21 protein-coding genes are annotated in these 17689 nt (G+C 56.5%); 5 read left to right on the forward strand and 16 right to left on the reverse strand.

Going from position 1 to position 17689, the window contains the following annotated elements; translation table 11 throughout:
* Positions 1 to 180: 180 nt before the first annotated feature.
* The 7 genes from C8P63_RS01550 to C8P63_RS01585 all read right to left on the reverse strand — a co-directional run bounded on the left by C8P63_RS01550 (position 181) and on the right by C8P63_RS01585 (position 7207).
* Positions 181 to 1497 carry an MDR family MFS transporter gene (locus C8P63_RS01550; RefSeq protein WP_108021582.1) on the reverse strand — a complete coding sequence of 439 codons (1317 nt, stop codon included), beginning with the start codon at positions 1495 to 1497 and terminating at the stop codon, positions 181 to 183.
* A gap of 426 nt (positions 1498 to 1923) precedes the next feature.
* Positions 1924 to 2190: a hypothetical protein gene (locus tag C8P63_RS01560; protein WP_146172083.1), complete on the reverse strand. Its 267-nt coding sequence runs from the start codon at positions 2188 to 2190 to the stop codon at positions 1924 to 1926.
* Between the two features lie 181 nt (positions 2191 to 2371).
* Positions 2372 to 3472, reverse strand: coding sequence for a DNA-processing protein DprA (gene dprA / locus C8P63_RS01565; RefSeq protein WP_170109431.1), 1101 nt, complete (start codon positions 3470 to 3472; stop codon positions 2372 to 2374).
* 74 nt (positions 3473 to 3546) lie between these two features.
* Positions 3547 to 4452: a succinate--CoA ligase subunit alpha gene (gene sucD, locus C8P63_RS01570; protein ID WP_108021586.1), complete on the reverse strand. Its 906-nt coding sequence runs from the start codon at positions 4450 to 4452 to the stop codon at positions 3547 to 3549.
* Positions 4453 to 4495: 43 nt separating this feature from the next.
* Positions 4496 to 5656 carry an ADP-forming succinate--CoA ligase subunit beta gene (gene sucC / locus C8P63_RS01575; RefSeq protein WP_108021587.1) on the reverse strand — a complete coding sequence of 387 codons (1161 nt, stop codon included), beginning with the start codon at positions 5654 to 5656 and terminating at the stop codon, positions 4496 to 4498.
* Positions 5657 to 6269: 613 nt separating this feature from the next.
* Positions 6270 to 6410, reverse strand: a complete 141-nt coding sequence (locus tag C8P63_RS18870) for a hypothetical protein (protein ID WP_170109432.1) — start codon at positions 6408 to 6410, stop codon at positions 6270 to 6272.
* Positions 6411 to 6967: 557 nt separating this feature from the next.
* Positions 6968 to 7207 carry a hypothetical protein gene (locus C8P63_RS01585; protein WP_108021589.1) on the reverse strand — a complete coding sequence of 80 codons (240 nt, stop codon included), beginning with the start codon at positions 7205 to 7207 and terminating at the stop codon, positions 6968 to 6970.
* A gap of 154 nt (positions 7208 to 7361) precedes the next feature.
* Here C8P63_RS01585 and C8P63_RS01590 point away from each other — a divergent pair, with 154 nt between their 5' ends.
* Both C8P63_RS01590 and C8P63_RS01595 read left to right on the forward strand, forming a co-directional pair.
* Positions 7362 to 7835 carry a cupredoxin domain-containing protein gene (locus tag C8P63_RS01590; RefSeq protein WP_170109433.1) on the forward strand — a complete coding sequence of 158 codons (474 nt, stop codon included), beginning with the start codon at positions 7362 to 7364 and terminating at the stop codon, positions 7833 to 7835.
* A 159-nt stretch (positions 7836 to 7994) separates the two neighbouring features.
* Entirely contained in the window at positions 7995 to 8420 is a 426-nt protein-coding gene (locus C8P63_RS01595; RefSeq protein ID WP_108021591.1) for a hypothetical protein, read from the forward strand.
* A 203-nt stretch (positions 8421 to 8623) separates the two neighbouring features.
* Here the strand turns inward: C8P63_RS01595 and kynB are convergent, their stop codons facing one another.
* From kynB to C8P63_RS01625, 6 genes are all read right to left on the reverse strand, one after another.
* Complete coding sequence (gene kynB / locus C8P63_RS01600) at positions 8624 to 9250, reverse strand: arylformamidase (protein WP_108021592.1); 627 nt, start codon at positions 9248 to 9250, stop codon at positions 8624 to 8626.
* Positions 9247 to 10524 (reverse strand): kynureninase, encoded by a 1278-nt coding sequence (kynU, locus tag C8P63_RS01605; protein WP_108021593.1) that lies wholly within the window; start codon positions 10522 to 10524, stop codon positions 9247 to 9249. Before kynU ends, kynB begins: the two co-directional genes overlap by 4 nt.
* 369 nt (positions 10525 to 10893) lie before the next feature.
* A complete protein-coding gene (gene kynA, locus C8P63_RS01610; protein ID WP_108021594.1) occupies positions 10894 to 11742 on the reverse strand; it encodes a tryptophan 2,3-dioxygenase in 849 nt (282 codons plus the stop codon).
* Positions 11743 to 11968: 226 nt separating this feature from the next.
* Entirely contained in the window at positions 11969 to 12547 is a 579-nt protein-coding gene (locus C8P63_RS01615; protein ID WP_170109434.1) for a SagB/ThcOx family dehydrogenase, read from the reverse strand.
* Positions 12548 to 12657: 110 nt separating this feature from the next.
* Complete coding sequence (locus C8P63_RS01620) at positions 12658 to 12879, reverse strand: hypothetical protein (RefSeq protein WP_108021596.1); 222 nt, start codon at positions 12877 to 12879, stop codon at positions 12658 to 12660.
* Between the two features lie 59 nt (positions 12880 to 12938).
* Complete coding sequence (locus C8P63_RS01625; RefSeq protein ID WP_245920622.1) at positions 12939 to 13346, reverse strand: hotdog fold thioesterase; 408 nt, start codon at positions 13344 to 13346, stop codon at positions 12939 to 12941.
* A gap of 231 nt (positions 13347 to 13577) precedes the next feature.
* Here C8P63_RS01625 and C8P63_RS01630 point away from each other — a divergent pair, with 231 nt between their 5' ends.
* Both C8P63_RS01630 and C8P63_RS18705 read left to right on the forward strand, forming a co-directional pair.
* On the forward strand, positions 13578 to 14123 hold the full coding sequence (locus tag C8P63_RS01630; RefSeq protein ID WP_170109435.1) for a methyltransferase family protein: 546 nt from the start codon (positions 13578 to 13580) through the stop codon (positions 14121 to 14123).
* 115 nt (positions 14124 to 14238) lie between these two features.
* Positions 14239 to 14529, forward strand: a complete 291-nt coding sequence (locus C8P63_RS18705) for a hypothetical protein (RefSeq protein WP_146172084.1) — start codon at positions 14239 to 14241, stop codon at positions 14527 to 14529.
* 41 nt (positions 14530 to 14570) lie between these two features.
* Here the strand turns inward: C8P63_RS18705 and C8P63_RS01635 are convergent, their stop codons facing one another.
* The 3 genes from C8P63_RS01635 to C8P63_RS01645 form a co-directional block, all read right to left on the reverse strand.
* Complete coding sequence (locus C8P63_RS01635; RefSeq protein WP_108021599.1) at positions 14571 to 15752, reverse strand: DUF819 family protein; 1182 nt, start codon at positions 15750 to 15752, stop codon at positions 14571 to 14573.
* A gap of 5 nt (positions 15753 to 15757) precedes the next feature.
* Positions 15758 to 15970, reverse strand: coding sequence for a hypothetical protein (locus C8P63_RS01640; RefSeq protein ID WP_108021600.1), 213 nt, complete (start codon positions 15968 to 15970; stop codon positions 15758 to 15760).
* 343 nt (positions 15971 to 16313) lie between these two features.
* The gene (locus C8P63_RS01645; RefSeq protein WP_108021601.1) at positions 16314 to 16919 is read right to left on the reverse strand and encodes a glucosamine-6-phosphate deaminase; all 606 of its coding nucleotides are present in this window, start codon (positions 16917 to 16919) and stop codon (positions 16314 to 16316) included.
* A 366-nt stretch (positions 16920 to 17285) separates the two neighbouring features.
* Here C8P63_RS01645 and C8P63_RS18875 point away from each other — a divergent pair, with 366 nt between their 5' ends.
* Positions 17286 to 17441, forward strand: a complete 156-nt coding sequence (locus C8P63_RS18875; protein WP_170109436.1) for a hypothetical protein — start codon at positions 17286 to 17288, stop codon at positions 17439 to 17441.
* Positions 17442 to 17689 lie beyond the last annotated feature (248 nt).

The raw sequence follows: 17689 nt of genomic DNA on the forward strand, positions 1-17689 counted from the left end.
GCACAAGCGACCCAGGCGAGACTTGTGCTCTGTGAGTGCATAGCGAGACCGGGGAGCACAAGCGACCCAGGCGAGACTTGTGCTCTGTGAGTGCAACCGGAGCGGCTTCGGGTAAATGCCGCAGCTCACTTTTTCACAACGCTTCCAGGGCAACCCGGATCCAAGCAGGTGCTTCATTCATCAAATTCCTTCTTCCAAAGCATCCTTCCGCCGGGAAGGAACAACCCTCAACCTGCCGGACCGTTCGAGACGGCGGAACAAAACGTGGTAAACCGACGCGCTGACGAAGGCGAAAGCCGCCAATACCACGAAAGTCCATGCATAACCCGCCCAGGCCGCCATCGGAATGGCAAAGGGAGCAATGGCCCGACCGATGGAAAAACGAAGGCTGGCTGCGGCAAAATACTGCCCCCGCAGATCTTCGGGTGCCAGCTTGGAAACAAACCCCTCCTGCAGGCCCACCACCAACAGCTCCGCAACCGTCAGAAGGGCGATTCCCCCCACCGCCACCCACAGATGGGTCGAGCTCCCAATCACCAGCATCGACACTCCGTAGAGGAGAGACGACACGACAAAAACCGGCCCTTCCCTCCATCTGTCGACCCAACGGGTCACCCGGACGGTGAACAAAACGACCAGAAAACCGTTTTCCGCCATCAGCCAACCGAAAAACTCCGCCCCTCCCGTCGTCACCGATCCGTCACCCCAGGCGATGAAGGACTGAACCGGGATCATTTCCGTCACATAAACGGCAATGGCCAAATCCAATTGCATGAAGGTCTGGGCCGCCAGTATTCCCGCCAGGATGAACAGCACAAAATTCCGATCGGACAGGATGACCCGGTAATCTCTCAGCTGAACGGCCAGGAACCGGTACCACGGCAGATCTTTGCTTTCCCGGAAGCCGGAAGCGTCATCCGGGCGGGGAACGGTTTCCCGTATACAGCGGGCGATCACGAAGGTCAGGATCAGGGTCACGGCCGCCGCGGTCAGAAGAAGGGTAAACCGGTGTTCAAAAAAGAACAGCCCCCCCAAAACCGGCCCGATCACCACTGCGATGTTGATCGCCGTGTAAAAGACGGCAAACACTTGATTCCGGTATTCCGGCTTCACCAAATCCGCCACCATGGCGTGACTGGCCGGCCAATACAGAGAGCCGAACACACCCAGAGCGGTGAAACAGACAAAGGACAACACAGGAGAATCGTACCACGGAGAGTTGGCAAGAGCGAAAAAAACGAAGGCAACCCCTTGCCCGAAAGCGGACGCCACCATCATCCGTTTGCGGCCGAAACGATCCGCGCAATATCCACCGACCAAATTGGCAAAGACCCCGATGACCTGAGACAGGATCAACAGTCCTCCGGCCGCTCCTTTTCCGAACGAATCGGCAAAATAGACCGCCATGAAGGGAAAGAACATCCAAAAAAGGATATGGACCATCCCTTCCCCGAGCAGGCGGATCTTCAAGTTCCGGTCCCAATCCTTCCAACGCACAGGGCCTCCCTCCGTTTCTTCTGTCCCGCAAAAAACACAAAAAAGCCATGGGGAAGGTTTCCCTGCCCATGGCTCCGGCTCCCGGATAACGTTTCTACCTCTCTCCCGAAGCGGCGAAAAAGGTCGAGCAGGAGGTGGAAAGGAAACCCCTGCGCATATCACGGATTTGGTTCATTTTTCCACAGAAAGACCCAACCTTCCACCGGAATGCCAAAACGCCGCTCTTCCGGGAACGGATGATGCCGGTTGCAGGGCTGTGGCTGACGTTTCCGTTGATGCGCATGGTTCGTTCCACCTCCTTTTTCCGAGTGAATGACAACTTCATTCTATCCCATTCTCATGGGATTGGCAACGGTTTTTGAAAGAGTGCGAACTTACGCAAAAAAAAGAAGGGTCTCCCCTCCAATGTCACCGTTAAAGTCCCTCTCAGAAAAAACTTCCGAAGAAGGTAACAAATTCTCCCCTGCGGAGATTGATGGTCCCCCGGTTGAAACGGAGGAAAGAGTTGAACACTGTCACACTTCTTCCCAGACAGGTCACTCTCACGAAATCGCCGGGCCTCAACCGGATCCTGGCCACCTGTATGCCGAAGAAAACGCATGCCAAGCTAAATCTGCGTCCGGGGCGGACGTTGATGTTACGGGAGGTGCTCCCGATTACGGCTTTCCGGGTTTCACGGGTTTTGACAGCCACGATCATCACCCTCCTTTTCTCCTTTTCTATCTTTTATATGGAAGAGAGGGCCACTCGGATCCGGCCAAGTATCCATGTACCGGAGAAATTGGACGCAAACACGCACATTGGATGGGTTGTGAAAAAGTGAGCGGCAGCATTTACCCAAAGACTGTAAAACCAGGGAGCGGATCACGGATCCCTACTTTCGCACAAACTGAGCTCCCGGAAGCTGGCGAACGGCCCCCTTGATCTGCAGGTTCATCAAATGCCGGTGCAGTTCCCCAAGGGAGAGGTTCAACCTGGCCGTCAGGGTGTCAACCGTCACCGGAACGTCGCCCAAAAGGTTCAACACCCTCTCCTCTTCCGGGTCCAACGGGGAAGGAGCGGATGTTTCCCGAACACCGGGAGGTTCCGGGCTGGAAATGTGCTCCAGTTCCTCCCAGATGTCTCCGGTCTCCACCACACATTTGGCTCCTTCCTGAATCAACCGGTTGGTGCCCATGCTTTGAGCCGAGGTGACCGGACCGGGGACGGCGAAAACCTCCCTCCCCTGCTCCAAGCTGCAATGGGCGGTGATCAGGGAACCGCTTTTTTCCGCCGCCTCCGTCACCAATGTTCCATAGCTCAACCCGCTGATAATCCGGTTGCGCTGGGGAAAAAGGCCCGGATGGGGTGGGGTTCCCGGCGGCGCCTCGGAGATCACCGCTCCTTTTCTCACGATTTTTCCGTACAGTTCGCGGTGATGCTTGGGATACACCACATCCACCCCGCACCCCATCACGGCCAGTGTCTTTCCCTCCACTTCCAGGGCCGCCCGGTGGGCCTCCCCGTCCACGCCCGCCGCCATTCCGCTTACCACCGTCCATCCCCGGGCGCCGATTTCCCCGGCAAACCGGCGGGTCACCCGGAACCCGTAGGAGGTGGGCTTTCGGCTTCCCACCACTGCCAGACCGGGCCGGGACAACAGGGAAAGGTCCCCCCTGAGATACAGAACCCAGGGCGGCTGAGGCAACTGGCTCAACAGCGGTGGATACGCTTCCTCCAGCATCGTCACCGCACGGATTCCCCGGTGTTCCAGCTCCTTTCCAACTTTTTCGATAAATTCGGGCGTCCATTTTTCCCGGATCCGTTGAATCGTTCCCTCCCCGATCCCCGCTTCTCTCCAACGTCTTTCCTCTTCCCCCGTCAACGGTTCACCGGGATCCCAATCCGATTGTCTCAATTTATCAATGGTATGCCATCCCACCCCCTGGATCTGGTGAACCGCGACCAATCCTTCCCGTGGCTCCCAAGCGTTCAAGGTTGTTCGCTCTCTCCTTTCCTGTTTCCAAATAAAAAGGGACCTCCAAGCAAAGGTCCCTTGAAAAGCCGATGTTATTTCGCCGTGGTGCATTCTTCCAAAAGCCCTTTTTCTTCGAGGACCCGGGCCAGGGTTTCGCCGATGACAGCCGGGGTGGACGCGACGGACACCCCGCATTTTTCCAGGGTGGCGATCTTTTCGGCCGCCGTCCCTTTTCCTCCGGAGATGATGGCGCCGGCATGGCCCATCCGTTTTCCGGGAGGGGCGGTCTGCCCGCCGATAAAGCCGACCACCGGTTTGGTCATGTTGGCCTTGATCCACTCAGCAGCTTCCTCTTCGGCGGTACCGCCGATCTCCCCGATCATGATGACCGCTTCCGTTTCCGGATCGTTCTGGAATTCTTTCAGCACATCGATGAAGTTGGTTCCGTTGACCGGATCCCCGCCGATTCCCACGGCGGTGGACTGACCGATGCCCCGCTGGGTGAGCTGATGGACCGCTTCATAGGTCAGGGTCCCGCTCCGGGAGACGATCCCCACTTTCCCGGGGGTATGGATATAGCCGGGCATGATTCCGATTTTGCACTCTCCGGGAGTGATGACACCGGGACAGTTGGGTCCGATCAACCGGGTCTTCTTGCCCTCCATGTAGCGCTTGACTTTGACCATGTCCATCACTGGGATCCCTTCGGTGATGCAGATGACCAGATCCAACTCCGCGTCCACCGCTTCCATGATCGCGTCGGCGGCGAACGCCGGCGGCACGTAAATGGCGGAAGCGTTGGCGCCGGTTTTTTCCACCGCTTCACGGACGGTGTCAAAGACCGGAATCCCTTCGACTTCCTGTCCCCCTTTACCGGGGGTCACCCCGCCGACGATGTCGGTCCCGTATTCGATGGCCTGCTTGGTGTGGAACAGACCGTTGGAGCCCGTGATCCCCTGCGTGATCACTTTCGTATTCTTGTTCACGAAAATACTCAACTTGGAACCCGCCTTTCCTTTCCAGATGTTAGGGACTTGTCCGTTACTTCACAAGGGAGACGATTTTTTCCGCAGCGTCCGCCATCGAATCGGCAGCCGTGATCTTCAGGCCGGATTCGTTCAGGATTTGCTTGCCCAACTCCACGTTGGTCCCTTCCAGCCGCACGACCAAAGGACGATCCAGACCGACTTCTTTGGCGGCTTCCACGACCCCGTTGGCGATGACGTCGCATTTCATGATCCCGCCGAAAATGTTGACCAGAATTCCTTTGACGTTGGGATCCTCCAGGATAATCTTAAAGGCCGCGGTCACTTTTTCGGTGGTGGCGCCGCCTCCCACATCCAGAAAGTTGGCCGGCTCTCCGCCGTAGTGCTTGATGATGTCCATCGTGGCCATGGCCAGACCGGCACCGTTCACCATGCAGCCGATATTGCCGTCCAGTGCGATATAAGTCAGATCGAACTTGGAAGCTTCGATTTCTTTCGGATCTTCTTCAGAGAGGTCCCGAAGCTCCACGATGTCAGGATGGCGGTAGAGGGCGTTGGAGTCAAAGTTCAGTTTGGCGTCCAGGGCCATCACTTCACCGTCTTCGGTGGTGATCAGCGGGTTGATCTCCGCCAGGGACCCGTCTTTTTCCACAAAAGCCTGGTACAGTCCCATCATAAACTTGACCGCTTTGTTGACCAGTTTCTTCGGAATGCCGATGGCATAAGCCAGCTGCCGTGCCTGGAACGGTTGCAGCCCCACGGCCGGATCGGCGGTCACCTTCACGATTTTTTCGGGAGTCTTGGCCGCCACTTCTTCAATCTCGGTACCGCCCTCCGAGGAGGCCATCATGGTCACCCGGTCGGTGGAACGGTCCACCACGACTCCGACATAGTACTCTTTCTGAATCTTGCAGCCTTCCTCGATCAGAAGACGCTTCACTTCTTTTCCTTCCGGGCCGGTCTGGTGGGTTACCAGTGTTTTGCCCAGAAGTTCTTCTGCGTATTGTTTCACTTCATCCAGGTTTTTGGCCAGTTTCACCCCGCCGGCTTTCCCGCGTCCGCCTGCATGGATCTGGGCTTTGACGACCCACAGGTCCCCGCCCAGCTCTTTTGCAGCGTCAACCGCTTCTTCCGGGGTGAAAGCCACATGGCCGCGGGGTACGACCACCCCGTACTGTTTCAGCACTTCTTTACCCTGATACTCATGTACGTTCATGCCCCATCCCCCTATCCAATGGAAAAATGACTGTGTAATGAAACCAAGCCGGAACGGTTCCCTCCTCCGATTCAGGAGTTTCGAACCTGCGATGGGATCGGTTTCACCCCTCGATCGAGGCCGCTGCAGGAAACACTCCGGCCCAGATACCGGTACCCTTCACGATAAACCTCGAAAGGGATTACATTGTCGGCCCTCTGAAAGTATAGCGTAACGATCGGGATCTTGCCAACCTTGCCCTCCCCGCCTTCGGCACAGGCCTGCCCTTTTCGGGGGAGCGCACGGATGAACGGATCAGCTTTTGCCCTCCAACACGCGGTTCCGCTTCTTATGTACGAACGCCGGGTCAGATCCCCGCTCTCCCCTTCCGGATCACGGACATCGGTTCCTCGAACAGGGGATGGTTCCCCATCCTCCCCGGATTCTTCCTCCCGCTCCGCATCGGCGGATTGAGACGCGGTCCGACTCCAGGAACAGGAAGTAAGCAGGGATCAAAAGAAAAAGCCGCATCCGGCGAATACGGAACGGAGATCCGCAACCAAATCCCTCTCCCCTTCCCTTGCTGTGGACATAAGAACAGAGGGCTGTCACCAGCCCTCTTGGAAAAGATACGTTACTTCAAAAGCTCGGCCAAAATCGCACCGATCAGCGCGATTCCCATAAACAGGCCAGTAAAGATCATTGTCCCTTTCACCATGTCCAGAAAATCGTTTTCTTCTTCATGATGATTGCGGGATTCCGTTTGGGAGCCCATCTTTCACCCTCCTGCCATCCGGACCTGAACCGGTCCTCGTTTCCAAAGGGGCAGCGCCGTGTGGCTGCCGCCGGGTATCAATTTCGTCCCTGTTTCAGTATAGCATGCTTTTTTTAAGCCGAAAATACTTGGGTCCTGCCAAAAAGACGGTGAATCGGAACCGTACGCGTTTTTTACCCTGGAAGCGTTGTGATTGAATGTTCGTTTCGAGAAAAGGGGAAGCGTTTACCCAAAATAGCGACTTTGCTGTCCTGCCCGGCGGAGAATCAGCCTGCAAGGGCGTTCAGGGGCAAAAGCTTCTCTGTGTTGCATCCGAAGGCGTTTGCCCCTGCCCGCAGCAGGATGATTCGGAGCGGACCGTGCCTGCATCTCTGCAGGACAGCATAGCGAGACCGGGGAGAGAAGCGACCCCGGCGAGACTTGTACTCTGTGAGTGCATAGCGAGACCGGGGAGAGAAGCGACCCAGGCGAGACTTGTACTCTGTGAATGCAGCCGGAGCGGCTTTGGGTAAATGCTGCCGCTCACTTTTTCACAATGCTTCCAGGGCTCCTTCCATTTAAAAGGAGCACACACCGCCTGCACGTTTTCCAAACCCGGCTTCCGTCCTGGCCGCAGCCAGGATTCCCTCCCGCCTCAGCCGTCGAAACTGCCTCCGTTTGCAGCAATACACCCGAACGGTATCCCCGTCCATCCCGAGAACCCACACCTTTCTCTGGGTCAACCGGCCTTGCCGGTCCAGATAAATGACTTCCACCGCTTCCTTTCTTCGGGCCGCCTGATTCAAGACCGTTCTCATCTCCATCCCTCGCAAGCGGAACGTTTGTTCTTATTATATGCCTGGCATCTGAAAAGATATAACATCCATAATCAGGATCGATGAAGGGATAAAAGCTCGGAAAATTGTCGACAAAAAGTAATGAAATCCCATGAATTGGATCGGAGGGATCCTGATGACCACTTCACGGCAGTGGCTTTACCTGAGTCTCGCCTTTGCTTTCGTTCTCATCGCCACCACGGCCCTGCTCCCGATTCCGTGGTTCGGAGGAAAAACGGTGATCGAAGAAGTGGAAGAGGTGTCGTCCCGGGAAACCCCCGCGGAAAAAACTTTCCACCTGATCACAACGGAGTACCAAACCAACCACAACGGTCAAAAGAAGGAGGTATACCGCTGGGACCCCGGCTCCTTGGTCGTTCGGGAGGGGGATGAAGTCAACCTGGTGATTCACGGCTTTCACGGCAACGTTCATCACTTCTCTCTGAAGGAGTTCGGGATTCAAGGAAGCGTCAGAAAAGGGGAAAAAACCGAAGTCAGCTTTACCGCCGACCGCCCGGGAACCCACGAGCTCGTCTGTCACAACCACTCTTCCGCGGAAAAGGAGGGCCCGATGGTGGCCTACATCACGGTGCTCGAAAACAAACGGTGAAAAACACGGCTTTTGCCGTGTTTTTTTATGCCCAGCCCCCCCTCCGCGTCACCCGGTTCCTCCATCCCCTTATTTCCTTGAAACCGAATGGGTTCCGATTTTTTCACCCTCGTGATATAGTGGCGTCAACCGTAAAAGTAAGATGGAGGGATCCGGCTTTTGAACATCCGGTTTTCCACACCCCACCAATACGTCTTTATCCATGAAAATGTCAAACACCTTCTCCTCGTCTGGTCCAAGGAAGCCAAAAAACAACTGTTTGTCGTGGAGGAAGAAGAAGAGGCGATGACCCTCACCTACCCCGGGGAAACCTATCTGGAGACGGTGTTGGCTCAGGTCGAACCCATCTTCTTCCGTCAATTGGAAACCGAAGACGAAAGCTTTCCCGTCGCGCTGGGTGCCACCTTTGATTTCCGGGGTCAGCGGATCGGCATGTACTACAATCGGGAAAAACCGGGGGGCCATCCCTTTTTCTTCCGGTTGGAAAACGAAGAGCTGAAAGACATCCCCGACGAGGAATACGAAGAGGTGGCCCGCACGTTTCTGGAGGAATTTCCGGAGTATATCGTGAACAATGGGGACTGAGGCACCCGGTTCTCTGATGAATGAAAAATGACAAAAATTAGGTATTTGTCAATTGACATTTTTCTGATATAATGTCAGTACCGTAAGGTTTCTCCCCAGAAACCAATTTTCATGACACGGGGCGGCAGGATCGCTCCTGTTTTTTTTTGTTTCTCTGCTCCCATCAATAACGAAAACGGATCTGCCGTGACGGCAGATCCCAATTATTCCAAAGGGCGCAGTGCCGCCCGAACCGGACTTCCGTCCGCCTCCGCCAACGGAAGCGGAAGGGCGGCCAGTTCATACTCCCCCGGCTCGACCCGGTCCAGTACGACTCCCTCCAGGATATGAACCCCATGTCGGGTCAGGGCGTGGTGGGCAGGCAGCGCTTTGCTGTCCAGAGGATCCACCGAGGGAAGGTCCAACCCCAGGAGCCGGATCCCTTTCTCCTCCAGATACGGAGCCAAATCGGGGTGAACGGGCGGGATTTCCCCGGGGAAAACCGATTTGTCCGGCCACGCATCCGTCCGGATCAACAGGCGGGCAACCCCCTCCAGATTTTCCCCCTCCAGTTCCCGGCGGCTGATTCCCGCCGGCCGGTGCAAACGGATCACCCGCACCGGTCCGATGTACAGGTCCAGGTCGAGTTCCGACACCCTTTTTCCGTCCCGATCAAAATGGTACGGTGCGTCGATGTGGGTCCCGGTATGGGTGCTCATCGTCACCCGGCCCACATTGACCGAACCCGTCTCTTCCTTTGTCCAGGTCAGCCGGTAAGAAAACGGGGTGTCTCCCGGCCAGACGGCCATTCCCGCCTCCAGCCGTTGAGAGATATCGATCCACCGACTCACGCCACCACCCCCCGCTTTTTTTCGTGCCGCTCATAGTCTTTGGTTTCCATGATCTCTTTCAGGATCCGCACTGCCTCCCATACCTCCGTGTAGGAGGTGTAGAGAGCGACGGGGGCGAGACGGATCACATCCGGGGCCCGGAAGTCGGGCACCACCCCTTTTTCCTTGAGCGACTTGGAGATCCGGACCGCTTCTTCGTGAACCAGGCAGACATGCCCGCCCCGACGGTGATCCTCCACCGGGTTCCCGAAGGAAAAGTTCATCCCCGGCATTTCTTTTTCCACCAGATCCATCAGGTAGCGCGTCTGTTTGAGGGATTTCTCCCTGATCCGATCGATTCCCGCTTCGACAAAGATCTCCAGGGAACCGATCAGGGGGGCGAGGCTGAGAATATGGGGGGTCCCGATCTGAAACGCGCCGGCGTCCCCGGCGGGTGTCAACCGGTGCTCCATGTCGAACTGGATGCTTTTGTCGGAGCTGAACCAACCGGCCAATCCCGGCATCCGGCCAAAATGGTTCCGATGGACAAAGAGCCCCCCCACTCCCCCCGGTCCGCTGTTCAGGTATTTATAGTTGCACCAGAAGGCAAAATCCACTCCCCACTTGTGCAGCCGGTGCGGAATGGCCCCGACGGAATGGCACAAATCGAACCCGATGGGAATTCCCCGTGCCCGGGCCGCCTCCGTCAACCGTTTCATATCCAGGAGCTGTCCGCTCTTGTAAAGGACCGAGGGCAGCACAATGACAGCTACCTCATCGGTCATCTGAGCGATGAGGTCTTCCTCTTCCAGGGTGCGACCATCCCGACTGGCAACCCGGATCAGATGCTCTTCCGGGTTCAGTCCGTGGAGACGAAGCTGGCTTTGCATGGCATAAATATCCGAAGGAAAAGCCAGTTCGTCGGCCAGAATCCGGGTCCGCTTTCCCTCCGGACGGTAAAAGGTGCCCAGGAGCTGGTGAAGGTTGAGTGTGGTGGAGCCGGTCACGATCACTTCTCCCGGCTCCGCTCCCACCAGAGGGGCGTTTTGTTCTCCCAGTTTCTCCGACAGGTCGAACCAGGGAAACTCTCCCGAAGTCCAACCGTCGATCCCATACTCCTTCCAGGCGGAAACCACCTCCATCAGGCTCTTTTCCGCCCGCCTGGACATCAAGCCGAGAGAGTTCCCGTCAAGATAAATGCTCCCCTCCGGGATGTAAAACTCATCCCGGAACCGGGCCAGCCCGTCATCTCTGTCCAACCGTTCCGCCGTTTCCCGCGATGCATCCCATGTCAAGGTCTCAACCCCCTTTACCCCTCTATAAGTATTGTGAAAAAGTGAGCGGCTGCATTTACCCAAAGCCGCTCCGACTGCACTCACAGAGTACAAGTCTCGCCTGGGTCGCTTCTCTCCCCGGTCTCGCTATGCACTCACAGAGCACAAGTCTCGCCTGGGTCGCTTCTCTCCCCGGTCTCGCTATGCTGTCCTGCAGAGATGGTGGCACGGTCCGCTCCGAATCATCCTGCTGCGGGCAGGGGCAAAACGCCTTCGGATGCAACCCAGAGAAGCTTTTGCCCCTGATTCTCCTCTGGGCAGGAAAGCAAAGTCGCTATTTTGGGTAAACGCTTCCCCTTTTCTCGAAACGAACATGAAATCACAACGCTTCTATAACCGTGTCCTCAGGCTCCACAACTCGGGAAAGAAGCGGTGATCCAGCACCCGCTTCAAGTAACTCACCCCGGATGAGCCGCCGGTTCCCGTCTTCTGTCCGATGATCCGTTCCACGGTTTTCATGTGGTTGTATCGCCATTGTTGTTGTTTGTCTTCAATATCCACCAGCTTTTCGGCCAGTTCATAAAGATCCCAGTATTTCTCCACATCCCGGTACACGGCCAGCCACGCCTCTTCCACGCTGGGATGGGCTTGGTAATCCTCCGACCAGTCCCTCTCCAGGCGGGAGGGATCCACCGGCAGCCCCCGCCCGGCGAGGGTCCGGATGGAAACATCGTAGATACTCGGGGCATGAAGCGCCTGATCCAACCGTTGGTACAGGTCGGGGCGGTGCCGGTGAACCGTTAGCACCTTCCGGTTTTTATGGCCCAGAGCGAACTCGATCAGACGGTTCTGGTACGACTGGAACCCGGAGGAATGCCCCAGTTTGTCGCGGAACTGCATATATTCCGCGGGTGTGAGCGTGGAAAGCACATCCCAGGACTGGATCAACTGCTCCTGGGTCCGGGCCACCCGGGCCAGCATCTTGAAAGCCGGTTCCAGCTCCCCGGACCGGATACGGACAATCGCCGCCTCCAGTTCATGCAGGATCAGTTTCATCCACAGTTCACTGGCCTGGTGGATGATGATGAACAGCATTTCATCGTGATGTCCCGTCAGCCGTTTCTGGCTGTTCAGAATTCGATCCAGCTGGAGGTAATCACCGTAGGTCATCTCTTTGCTGAAATCGGTGTGGATCCCCTGTTCCGGAGCGTCCTTTTCCGCCTCTTTCCTTTCCGGCATGGTTCTCTCCCCCTTATCTCTCTTCTCTTTTAAGCATACCATGAAAAAGGGGGTTCCGGCGGTAACCACGTGAATGAAAAACGACCCGGTGGATTACCGGGGAAGAAGAGGTGAGCGTCATCCGGGATGGCTACGGCCCCCGAATCCCCGCGCGGAACCGTCACGATCTCCACTTCGCCCGGAAGTATGGTAAAGCCCTGTCCCGATCAGACAGGGCTGCATGGTGTTATTCCGATGCCACCCCGACCGGTACCAGATACAAAGGGGACAGCCCTTTCCCCTTCAGCCCGAGAGCCTCGGTGGCGGGACGGTCCAGAAAACCTCCGACGGGAGCCGCGTCCCAGTCCATGGCACGGGCCGCCAGTTGCAGGTTTTGCACCATGTGGCCCGCTTCCATCAGAGTAAAACGATAGCCCCGAAAACCGTAACCCTGAGCCGCGGCCGGCAAGTCGGCGGCGATCACCAGGCAGAAATTGAAGTCCAAGTCCGGTTGGACCAGAGCCGGTGCCAGATTCCCGCTTCCCCCACCGGGAATCAGAGAGTGCTCGTCCGGGAGGTACTCATACAGTCCCGGGGACAGCCCGTCCACATGGCGGATCGAAATAAAAATCCGGTTAGGATAACGGGAGCCCGCCGAGGGGTACATGCGCTTCTCCGCACGGGATCCCAGGGACCACTCTAAAAACGGACCCAGTTCACCCGCCGCCAATCCTTCCACCGGCTTCATCTCCTTCGGGGAACGCCGGGAAGTCAAGGCGGAAGTGAGAGAATCCTTTTTTAGCTTCCCGGTCTCCAAAGAAATCACTTCCGGGTGGCTGCCCCCTGTGTGCTTGGGAGGGTCCGGAGGGGGAGAGACCACCGGCGGCCAGGAAGAGGCTTCATGGATACAGACCTCCGGAGAACCCTCCTCCGGAATCAGCATCCGCTTTCAAGCAACCGATCCCGTTCCGGAAATGGAGGAAGTTCGGCCGATTCGCCGATGAAACGGCCGAACCGGTTTTCCTCCCAGAACCGACCCGCTTCTCCGGAATCTTTCACGACCACCGTTTCCCTGCCGAGACGAAAAATCCAACGTTCTCCCTCTCGTTCAATCCGAACACCCGGTTTCAAAAAAAACCGGAAGCTCTCTTTCCCCATTTCTCCCGTCCTTTCTTCTTCCCGGTTCCAAACCCAAAAAAGACGCCCGGGGTTCTCCTTCAGTCCTCTTTCCGGTTGGGCACCACCGCCATGGTGCAGCGGGAAACACAGATGAGCTTGTCTTCTTCATCCTTGATTTTGATCTCCCAAACCATGGTGGACCGCCCGATGTGGAGGGGCTCCGCAACGGCGGTGACCGTTCCCTCCCGCTTGGACCGGATGTGGTTGGCGTTGATTTCCAAACCGACCGTATGTTCCTTTTCATGGTCACAGTTGAGCCAGGCCCCGAGACTGGCAGCCGTTTCCGCCAGCACGACGGACACCCCTCCGTGCAAGATCCCGTACGGTTGATGGTGACGGGAGTCCACCGGCATCTTCAACACCACAGAATCCCGTTTCAATTGCACCGCCCGGATCCCCAATTCGTTCAAAACCGTGTTGTCGAAGGAAAATTCCGTTTGTGACATGCTCATCCTCCGTTCCGTTTAATCTGTGACTTGACAGTTGGGCCATGGATTGCCGAGAAGGGAAATTCTCTCAATCTGCACGATTGTATGTCTGATCCAAATAACTCCTTATATCTATTCAAGATCAGGTCCCCGTTTCCTTCTTTCTTCGGGTCGGTCACGGCCAAGCGCCGTTTCTCTGCCCGTCCTCCTCTCATAAAATGTTCTATCAAATCGGGAGGACGGGTTACGATGTTATGGTTGAGTTTTACGCCGGTCATCCTCTATCTTCTGCTGGAGACCCTGCGGAAACAACCTCAGGGAGAGAGGAGAAAAGACCGCACCTCCACTCTCGTTCTGGCCGCTGCCCTGGCATGGATGACTCTGGTTCCGACCTGGGTCTTGCTCAGCCGGCCGACAGACTTCTCCCTTCACCCCCCCTTCTTCTACACCGGCCTCGCCACCGGGATCGCGGGGGTTTGGTTCCGGGCCAAAGCCATGCAGACCTTGGGCCGTTTCTTCAGCCGGAACATCGGGATCCAAAACCGTCACCGCGTGGTGGATACCGGGTGTTACCGTTATATCCGGCACCCCGGATACCTGGGCACGATGGGAACCTTTGTCGGATTCGCCTTGAGCACGGGTTCCGGAGTGGTGGTCCTCGCCAACCTGCTATGTTTTCTGACGGCCTATTCCTTCCGGATGCAGATGGAGGAACGGGCCCTGGTGGCTCATTTCGGCTCCGTATACTCAGAATACCAAGCCCGGACTTGGAAATTGATCCCCTGTCTGTATTAAAAAACGCGGCCTCTTTTAAAAGAAGAGAGCCGCATTTTTTCATCATCCGGAAGAAGAGAGAAGGACGGAGAGTATTCATCCCGACAAAATAAGAGCCCTCGCGGGCTTTTCGGCCATGCCGGTTGCCGAAGGCAGCTCCGTCGCTTCGCGCCGGCGGACGTTGATCATCACCAACGTGATTTCCGCTCCCATCCCGGCCGCTACCTTGTGGTCACCGCCCGGCCCGGATACGAACTGGCAGATGTCCACTCCCCCACCAGGAGCAGGGCACGGCTCCCTTCACCGGATCGACTCCACCGCTCCCATCATCATCGCCGGGACGGACCGGCTTCCAAAACACTGGCGGATCGTGAACCTGAAAGCGTTCATACTCTCTCTTCCCGTCCCCGCCGGAAACGGTTCATGAAAAGGACCGATCCTTTTGGATCGGCCCTCTCCCATTTTCCCTTATCCTCCCGCCAGCATCCAGCGCATCCACTGGCCGATGAAAATTCCGACATAATTGCCGACGGCATAACCCAAAACCCCCAAGAGCACCGCCGGGGTCACCAGAGAGGTCCACCCTTTGGAGCTGGCCAGAGCCAAAGCGGTGGACGGTCCTCCCACACAGGCCTGACTGGTCACCGCCAACAGTTCTGCCTCCACCTTAAAGATCCGGCCCATCCCGAAGAGGATCAGTGCGTGGATACCCACCATCACGGCCAGAAACAGTAAAACGACCGGCCCTTTATCCACCAAGGTGCTCAAAATGGTCCCGGCTCCCATGGTGGCAAAGAAAAAATGAAGAATAAAGTTACCCATCTCTTCCCCTCCCTTTAAACGGTTCACCGGCGTCAAAAAGGAGAGGAGCAAAGCCAGAGTGGTATACCAGATCACAGAGGGGATTTCAAAGCCGGCCCACCCGTTGATCACAGGTGTCACCGCCTCGGCTGCAGCCACCACGATAAACGTCACGGCCGTCAAGACAATCAGATCCTGGGTGGAGGCTTCCTTCCGATTCCAAAATTCCGTTCCCGACCCGTCCGGGCCGAAAGAAGCCCGGTCCCGGATACTCGGGTACCAGCGAAGCAGAAGCGCGGGCAGGAGCGCGGTCATGACCATCCAAAAATTGGTCATGAGATTGTCTGCCGCCGCTCCGGTGGCGTACAACGTCTCCGGGGTTCCCAAAGCGCTGCCCACAGCCGCATAATTGACACCGCCCCCGATATAGCTGGCCGCGAATTGCCCTCCCAGCTTCCAGGCGTCCGGTCCGATTCCTCCGGCGGTCAACCAAACGGCCACCATGGCTCCGGCGGCGGTTCCAAGAGCTCCCAGCAAAAACGCCAACCCAGCCCGGCGTCCCAAGGAACGAAGCTGGCTTAAATCCGAAGAGAGAAGCAGAAGGACAATGGCAATGGGAATTCCATAATCATTGGCAAAGGTGTAAATCGGGTTTAACTGCTCCACCCCCACGGAGGGGGGAATCACCCCGAGATTGACCAGCACCGCTGCCCCGGTGATCACGAGGATCGCGGTGCCCAAAAAGGAAAACAGGCGAAATTTACGGTCCAGCCAAAACGATACGGCAATAAGGGATGTAATGACTGCACCCACTCCAAATGGTGTGGCAATCAGCGCATCACTTGGCATCAGACCTACCTCCGTTCCATGTTTCTCAGCACTTCCGCATTGGCACCTGCTTTTCCATCATACCAGAGAAATCCCGAAATGGGCGCACATGATTCACGCCCCGCTTGCCAGCTCCCTTCCCTTGAATCCTCCTGCCCCCGATCCGGTCGGGAGGCCAAAAACCCGCCCACCAGCACCATGATGCCCACCTGGGTAAACCATGAAAAGATCAGGACCATCCATCCGCCGAAGAACAGGTATCGGGCACGTGATCCTGGGCGAGACGCGAAGAAGTGGCATACAGGCACCCGGATACACCGCGGCCGGCCAGCCATCCGCCCCCTGCCTTTTGCCGTTACAAATACATGGATCGCAAGGGCGGCTGAACCGACCGCTACCAAAGAGAACTCAACATCCCCCACCATACCTCCGCCGTCGGATCTCTGCACTTGGCCACAACTTCTCCCTCCTCTCTCTGATGTCTCCATCTTATGCGACAAGGAGGGGATGAAATGTTGGTTTCAGCAAAACTTCCTCGCCAACCGGGAGGCGCCACCGACGTGTGAACCCTGGGAAGCGGTCTTAGACAAGCCGGGCGGCTTCCGGATCGAGAATGACAGTGACGCGGGAATGCTGCCGGAGAAGAGAAGCGGGACAGCTGGCAGTCACGGGCCCCCGAAGCATCCGCCGCACCGCCTCCGCTTTTTTCACCCCTGACGCCAGCAGCAGGATTTCCCGGCTGAATTCAAGGATGGTTCCCAACCCCATCGAGAGAGCCCGACGGGGAATGTCATCTTGATCGCGAAAATAACGGGCATTCGCTCTCCGGGTGGATTCCGACAGTTTCACCACCCGGGTTCTCCCCGCGGGATCGGAGGTGTCCCCTCTCATCAGATGAATGTTCTTCCCTGAAATGTTGACGAATAAATGCCGATCCATATAAGCGTGATAACTCGGTTCATCGGAGGGGGACAACTCCAAATACTCGTCCAGATTAAAGGTGGAAACACCGCTGAAATCCAGCTCTCCTCTGCGGTGCAAGCGAACCAGTTCCCGATACATCCCCTCAGGCGTCCCTCCCGTTGCCAATCCCAAGACAGCCATGGATCGGCTTCGAATGATTTCAGCCACCCGCCTGGCCCCCTCCCTGGCCATTTCATCGTCATTCTTCGTACAAACAAGCTTCACTTCTCGCCCTCCTTCATCGTGCAACCCGGGTTTCAGGATCGGGATGCCATGGACACGAGAACGCTTTTCCCGGGCTGCTCATGAAAGCCGTACTCGTGGTCCTCATGCACTCCCTCTCTTGTAAAAAAAGAACTCCTCTTTTGAATTTTATTATGAAAGGAACATCCCTTTGTCTTTTCACAAAAGGATTGTTTATGGACATAAAATAATTTAAATTTATTCACTCATCACATATGATAGGAATAGACTGATATGATTACATAGGATCAACCAACGGGTGGTTGGAAGCGAACAACCAAGCAGACCGAATCCACCCTCACGGCAGGGTACCGGGGAGAGGAAAGAGAAAGAAAGAGGGATCGGCCTATGGAAGATGTAAAAATCATTCGAAGAGGCATGATTTATGTTGCAAAGTCCGGGAAAACCACGGGAAAGGGCTTCACTGAGCAAGAAGCTCTCATGAATCTGCAAAAGAAGCTGGACCGGAAAAAAGCGGAAGATTCCCCTGATCGCAAGGAATAATCAACGACGAAAAGAAGGTCAACCCGAAGGTTGGCCTTTTGCCCCCCGGATCAAAACGACGGATGATCCATTAGCCGGATGTCCAAACATCCCATCAGCGGGAAATCTATGAGCCAACGTTTTGGGACCGAAGGGGATTGCCCCGGTGGATTCGCAATGAACCACCTTTCTCCCCAATCATCCCGTCGCTGACAGACTACGTCAGAATAAACGCCATCGTGTGCCGGGATACGGTCCGCCTCGCTCGG

Origin of the sequence: Melghirimyces profundicolus, assembly GCF_003054245.1 — a bacterium.
Taxonomy (GTDB): Bacteria; Bacillota; Bacilli; order Thermoactinomycetales; family DSM-45169; genus Melghirimyces; species Melghirimyces profundicolus.

What these genes read in the sequence shown, in the direction of transcription:
- sucC (WP_108021587.1), bottom strand. Translation starts at nt 5,656, where the DNA reads ATGAACGTACATGAGTATCAGGGTAAAGAAGTGCTGAAACAGTACGGG.
- C8P63_RS18870 (WP_170109432.1), bottom strand. Translation starts at nt 6,410, where the DNA reads ATGGGCTCCCAAACGGAATCCCGCAATCATCATGAAGAAGAAAACGAT.
- C8P63_RS01585 (WP_108021589.1), bottom strand. Translation starts at nt 7,207, where the DNA reads ATGAGAACGGTCTTGAATCAGGCGGCCCGAAGAAAGGAAGCGGTGGAA.
- C8P63_RS01590 (WP_170109433.1), top strand. Translation starts at nt 7,362, where the DNA reads ATGACCACTTCACGGCAGTGGCTTTACCTGAGTCTCGCCTTTGCTTTC.
- kynA (WP_108021594.1), bottom strand. Translation starts at nt 11,742, where the DNA reads ATGCCGGAAAGGAAAGAGGCGGAAAAGGACGCTCCGGAACAGGGGATC.
- C8P63_RS01620 (WP_108021596.1), bottom strand. Translation starts at nt 12,879, where the DNA reads ATGGGGAAAGAGAGCTTCCGGTTTTTTTTGAAACCGGGTGTTCGGATT.
- C8P63_RS01625 (WP_245920622.1), bottom strand. Translation starts at nt 13,346, where the DNA reads ATGTCACAAACGGAATTTTCCTTCGACAACACGGTTTTGAACGAATTG.
- C8P63_RS01630 (WP_170109435.1), top strand. Translation starts at nt 13,578, where the DNA reads ATGTTATGGTTGAGTTTTACGCCGGTCATCCTCTATCTTCTGCTGGAG.
- C8P63_RS18705 (WP_146172084.1), top strand. Translation starts at nt 14,239, where the DNA reads ATGCCGGTTGCCGAAGGCAGCTCCGTCGCTTCGCGCCGGCGGACGTTG.
- C8P63_RS01635 (WP_108021599.1), bottom strand. Translation starts at nt 15,752, where the DNA reads ATGCCAAGTGATGCGCTGATTGCCACACCATTTGGAGTGGGTGCAGTC.
- C8P63_RS01640 (WP_108021600.1), bottom strand. Translation starts at nt 15,970, where the DNA reads ATGGTCCTGATCTTTTCATGGTTTACCCAGGTGGGCATCATGGTGCTG.
- C8P63_RS18875 (WP_170109436.1), top strand. Translation starts at nt 17,286, where the DNA reads ATGGAAGATGTAAAAATCATTCGAAGAGGCATGATTTATGTTGCAAAG.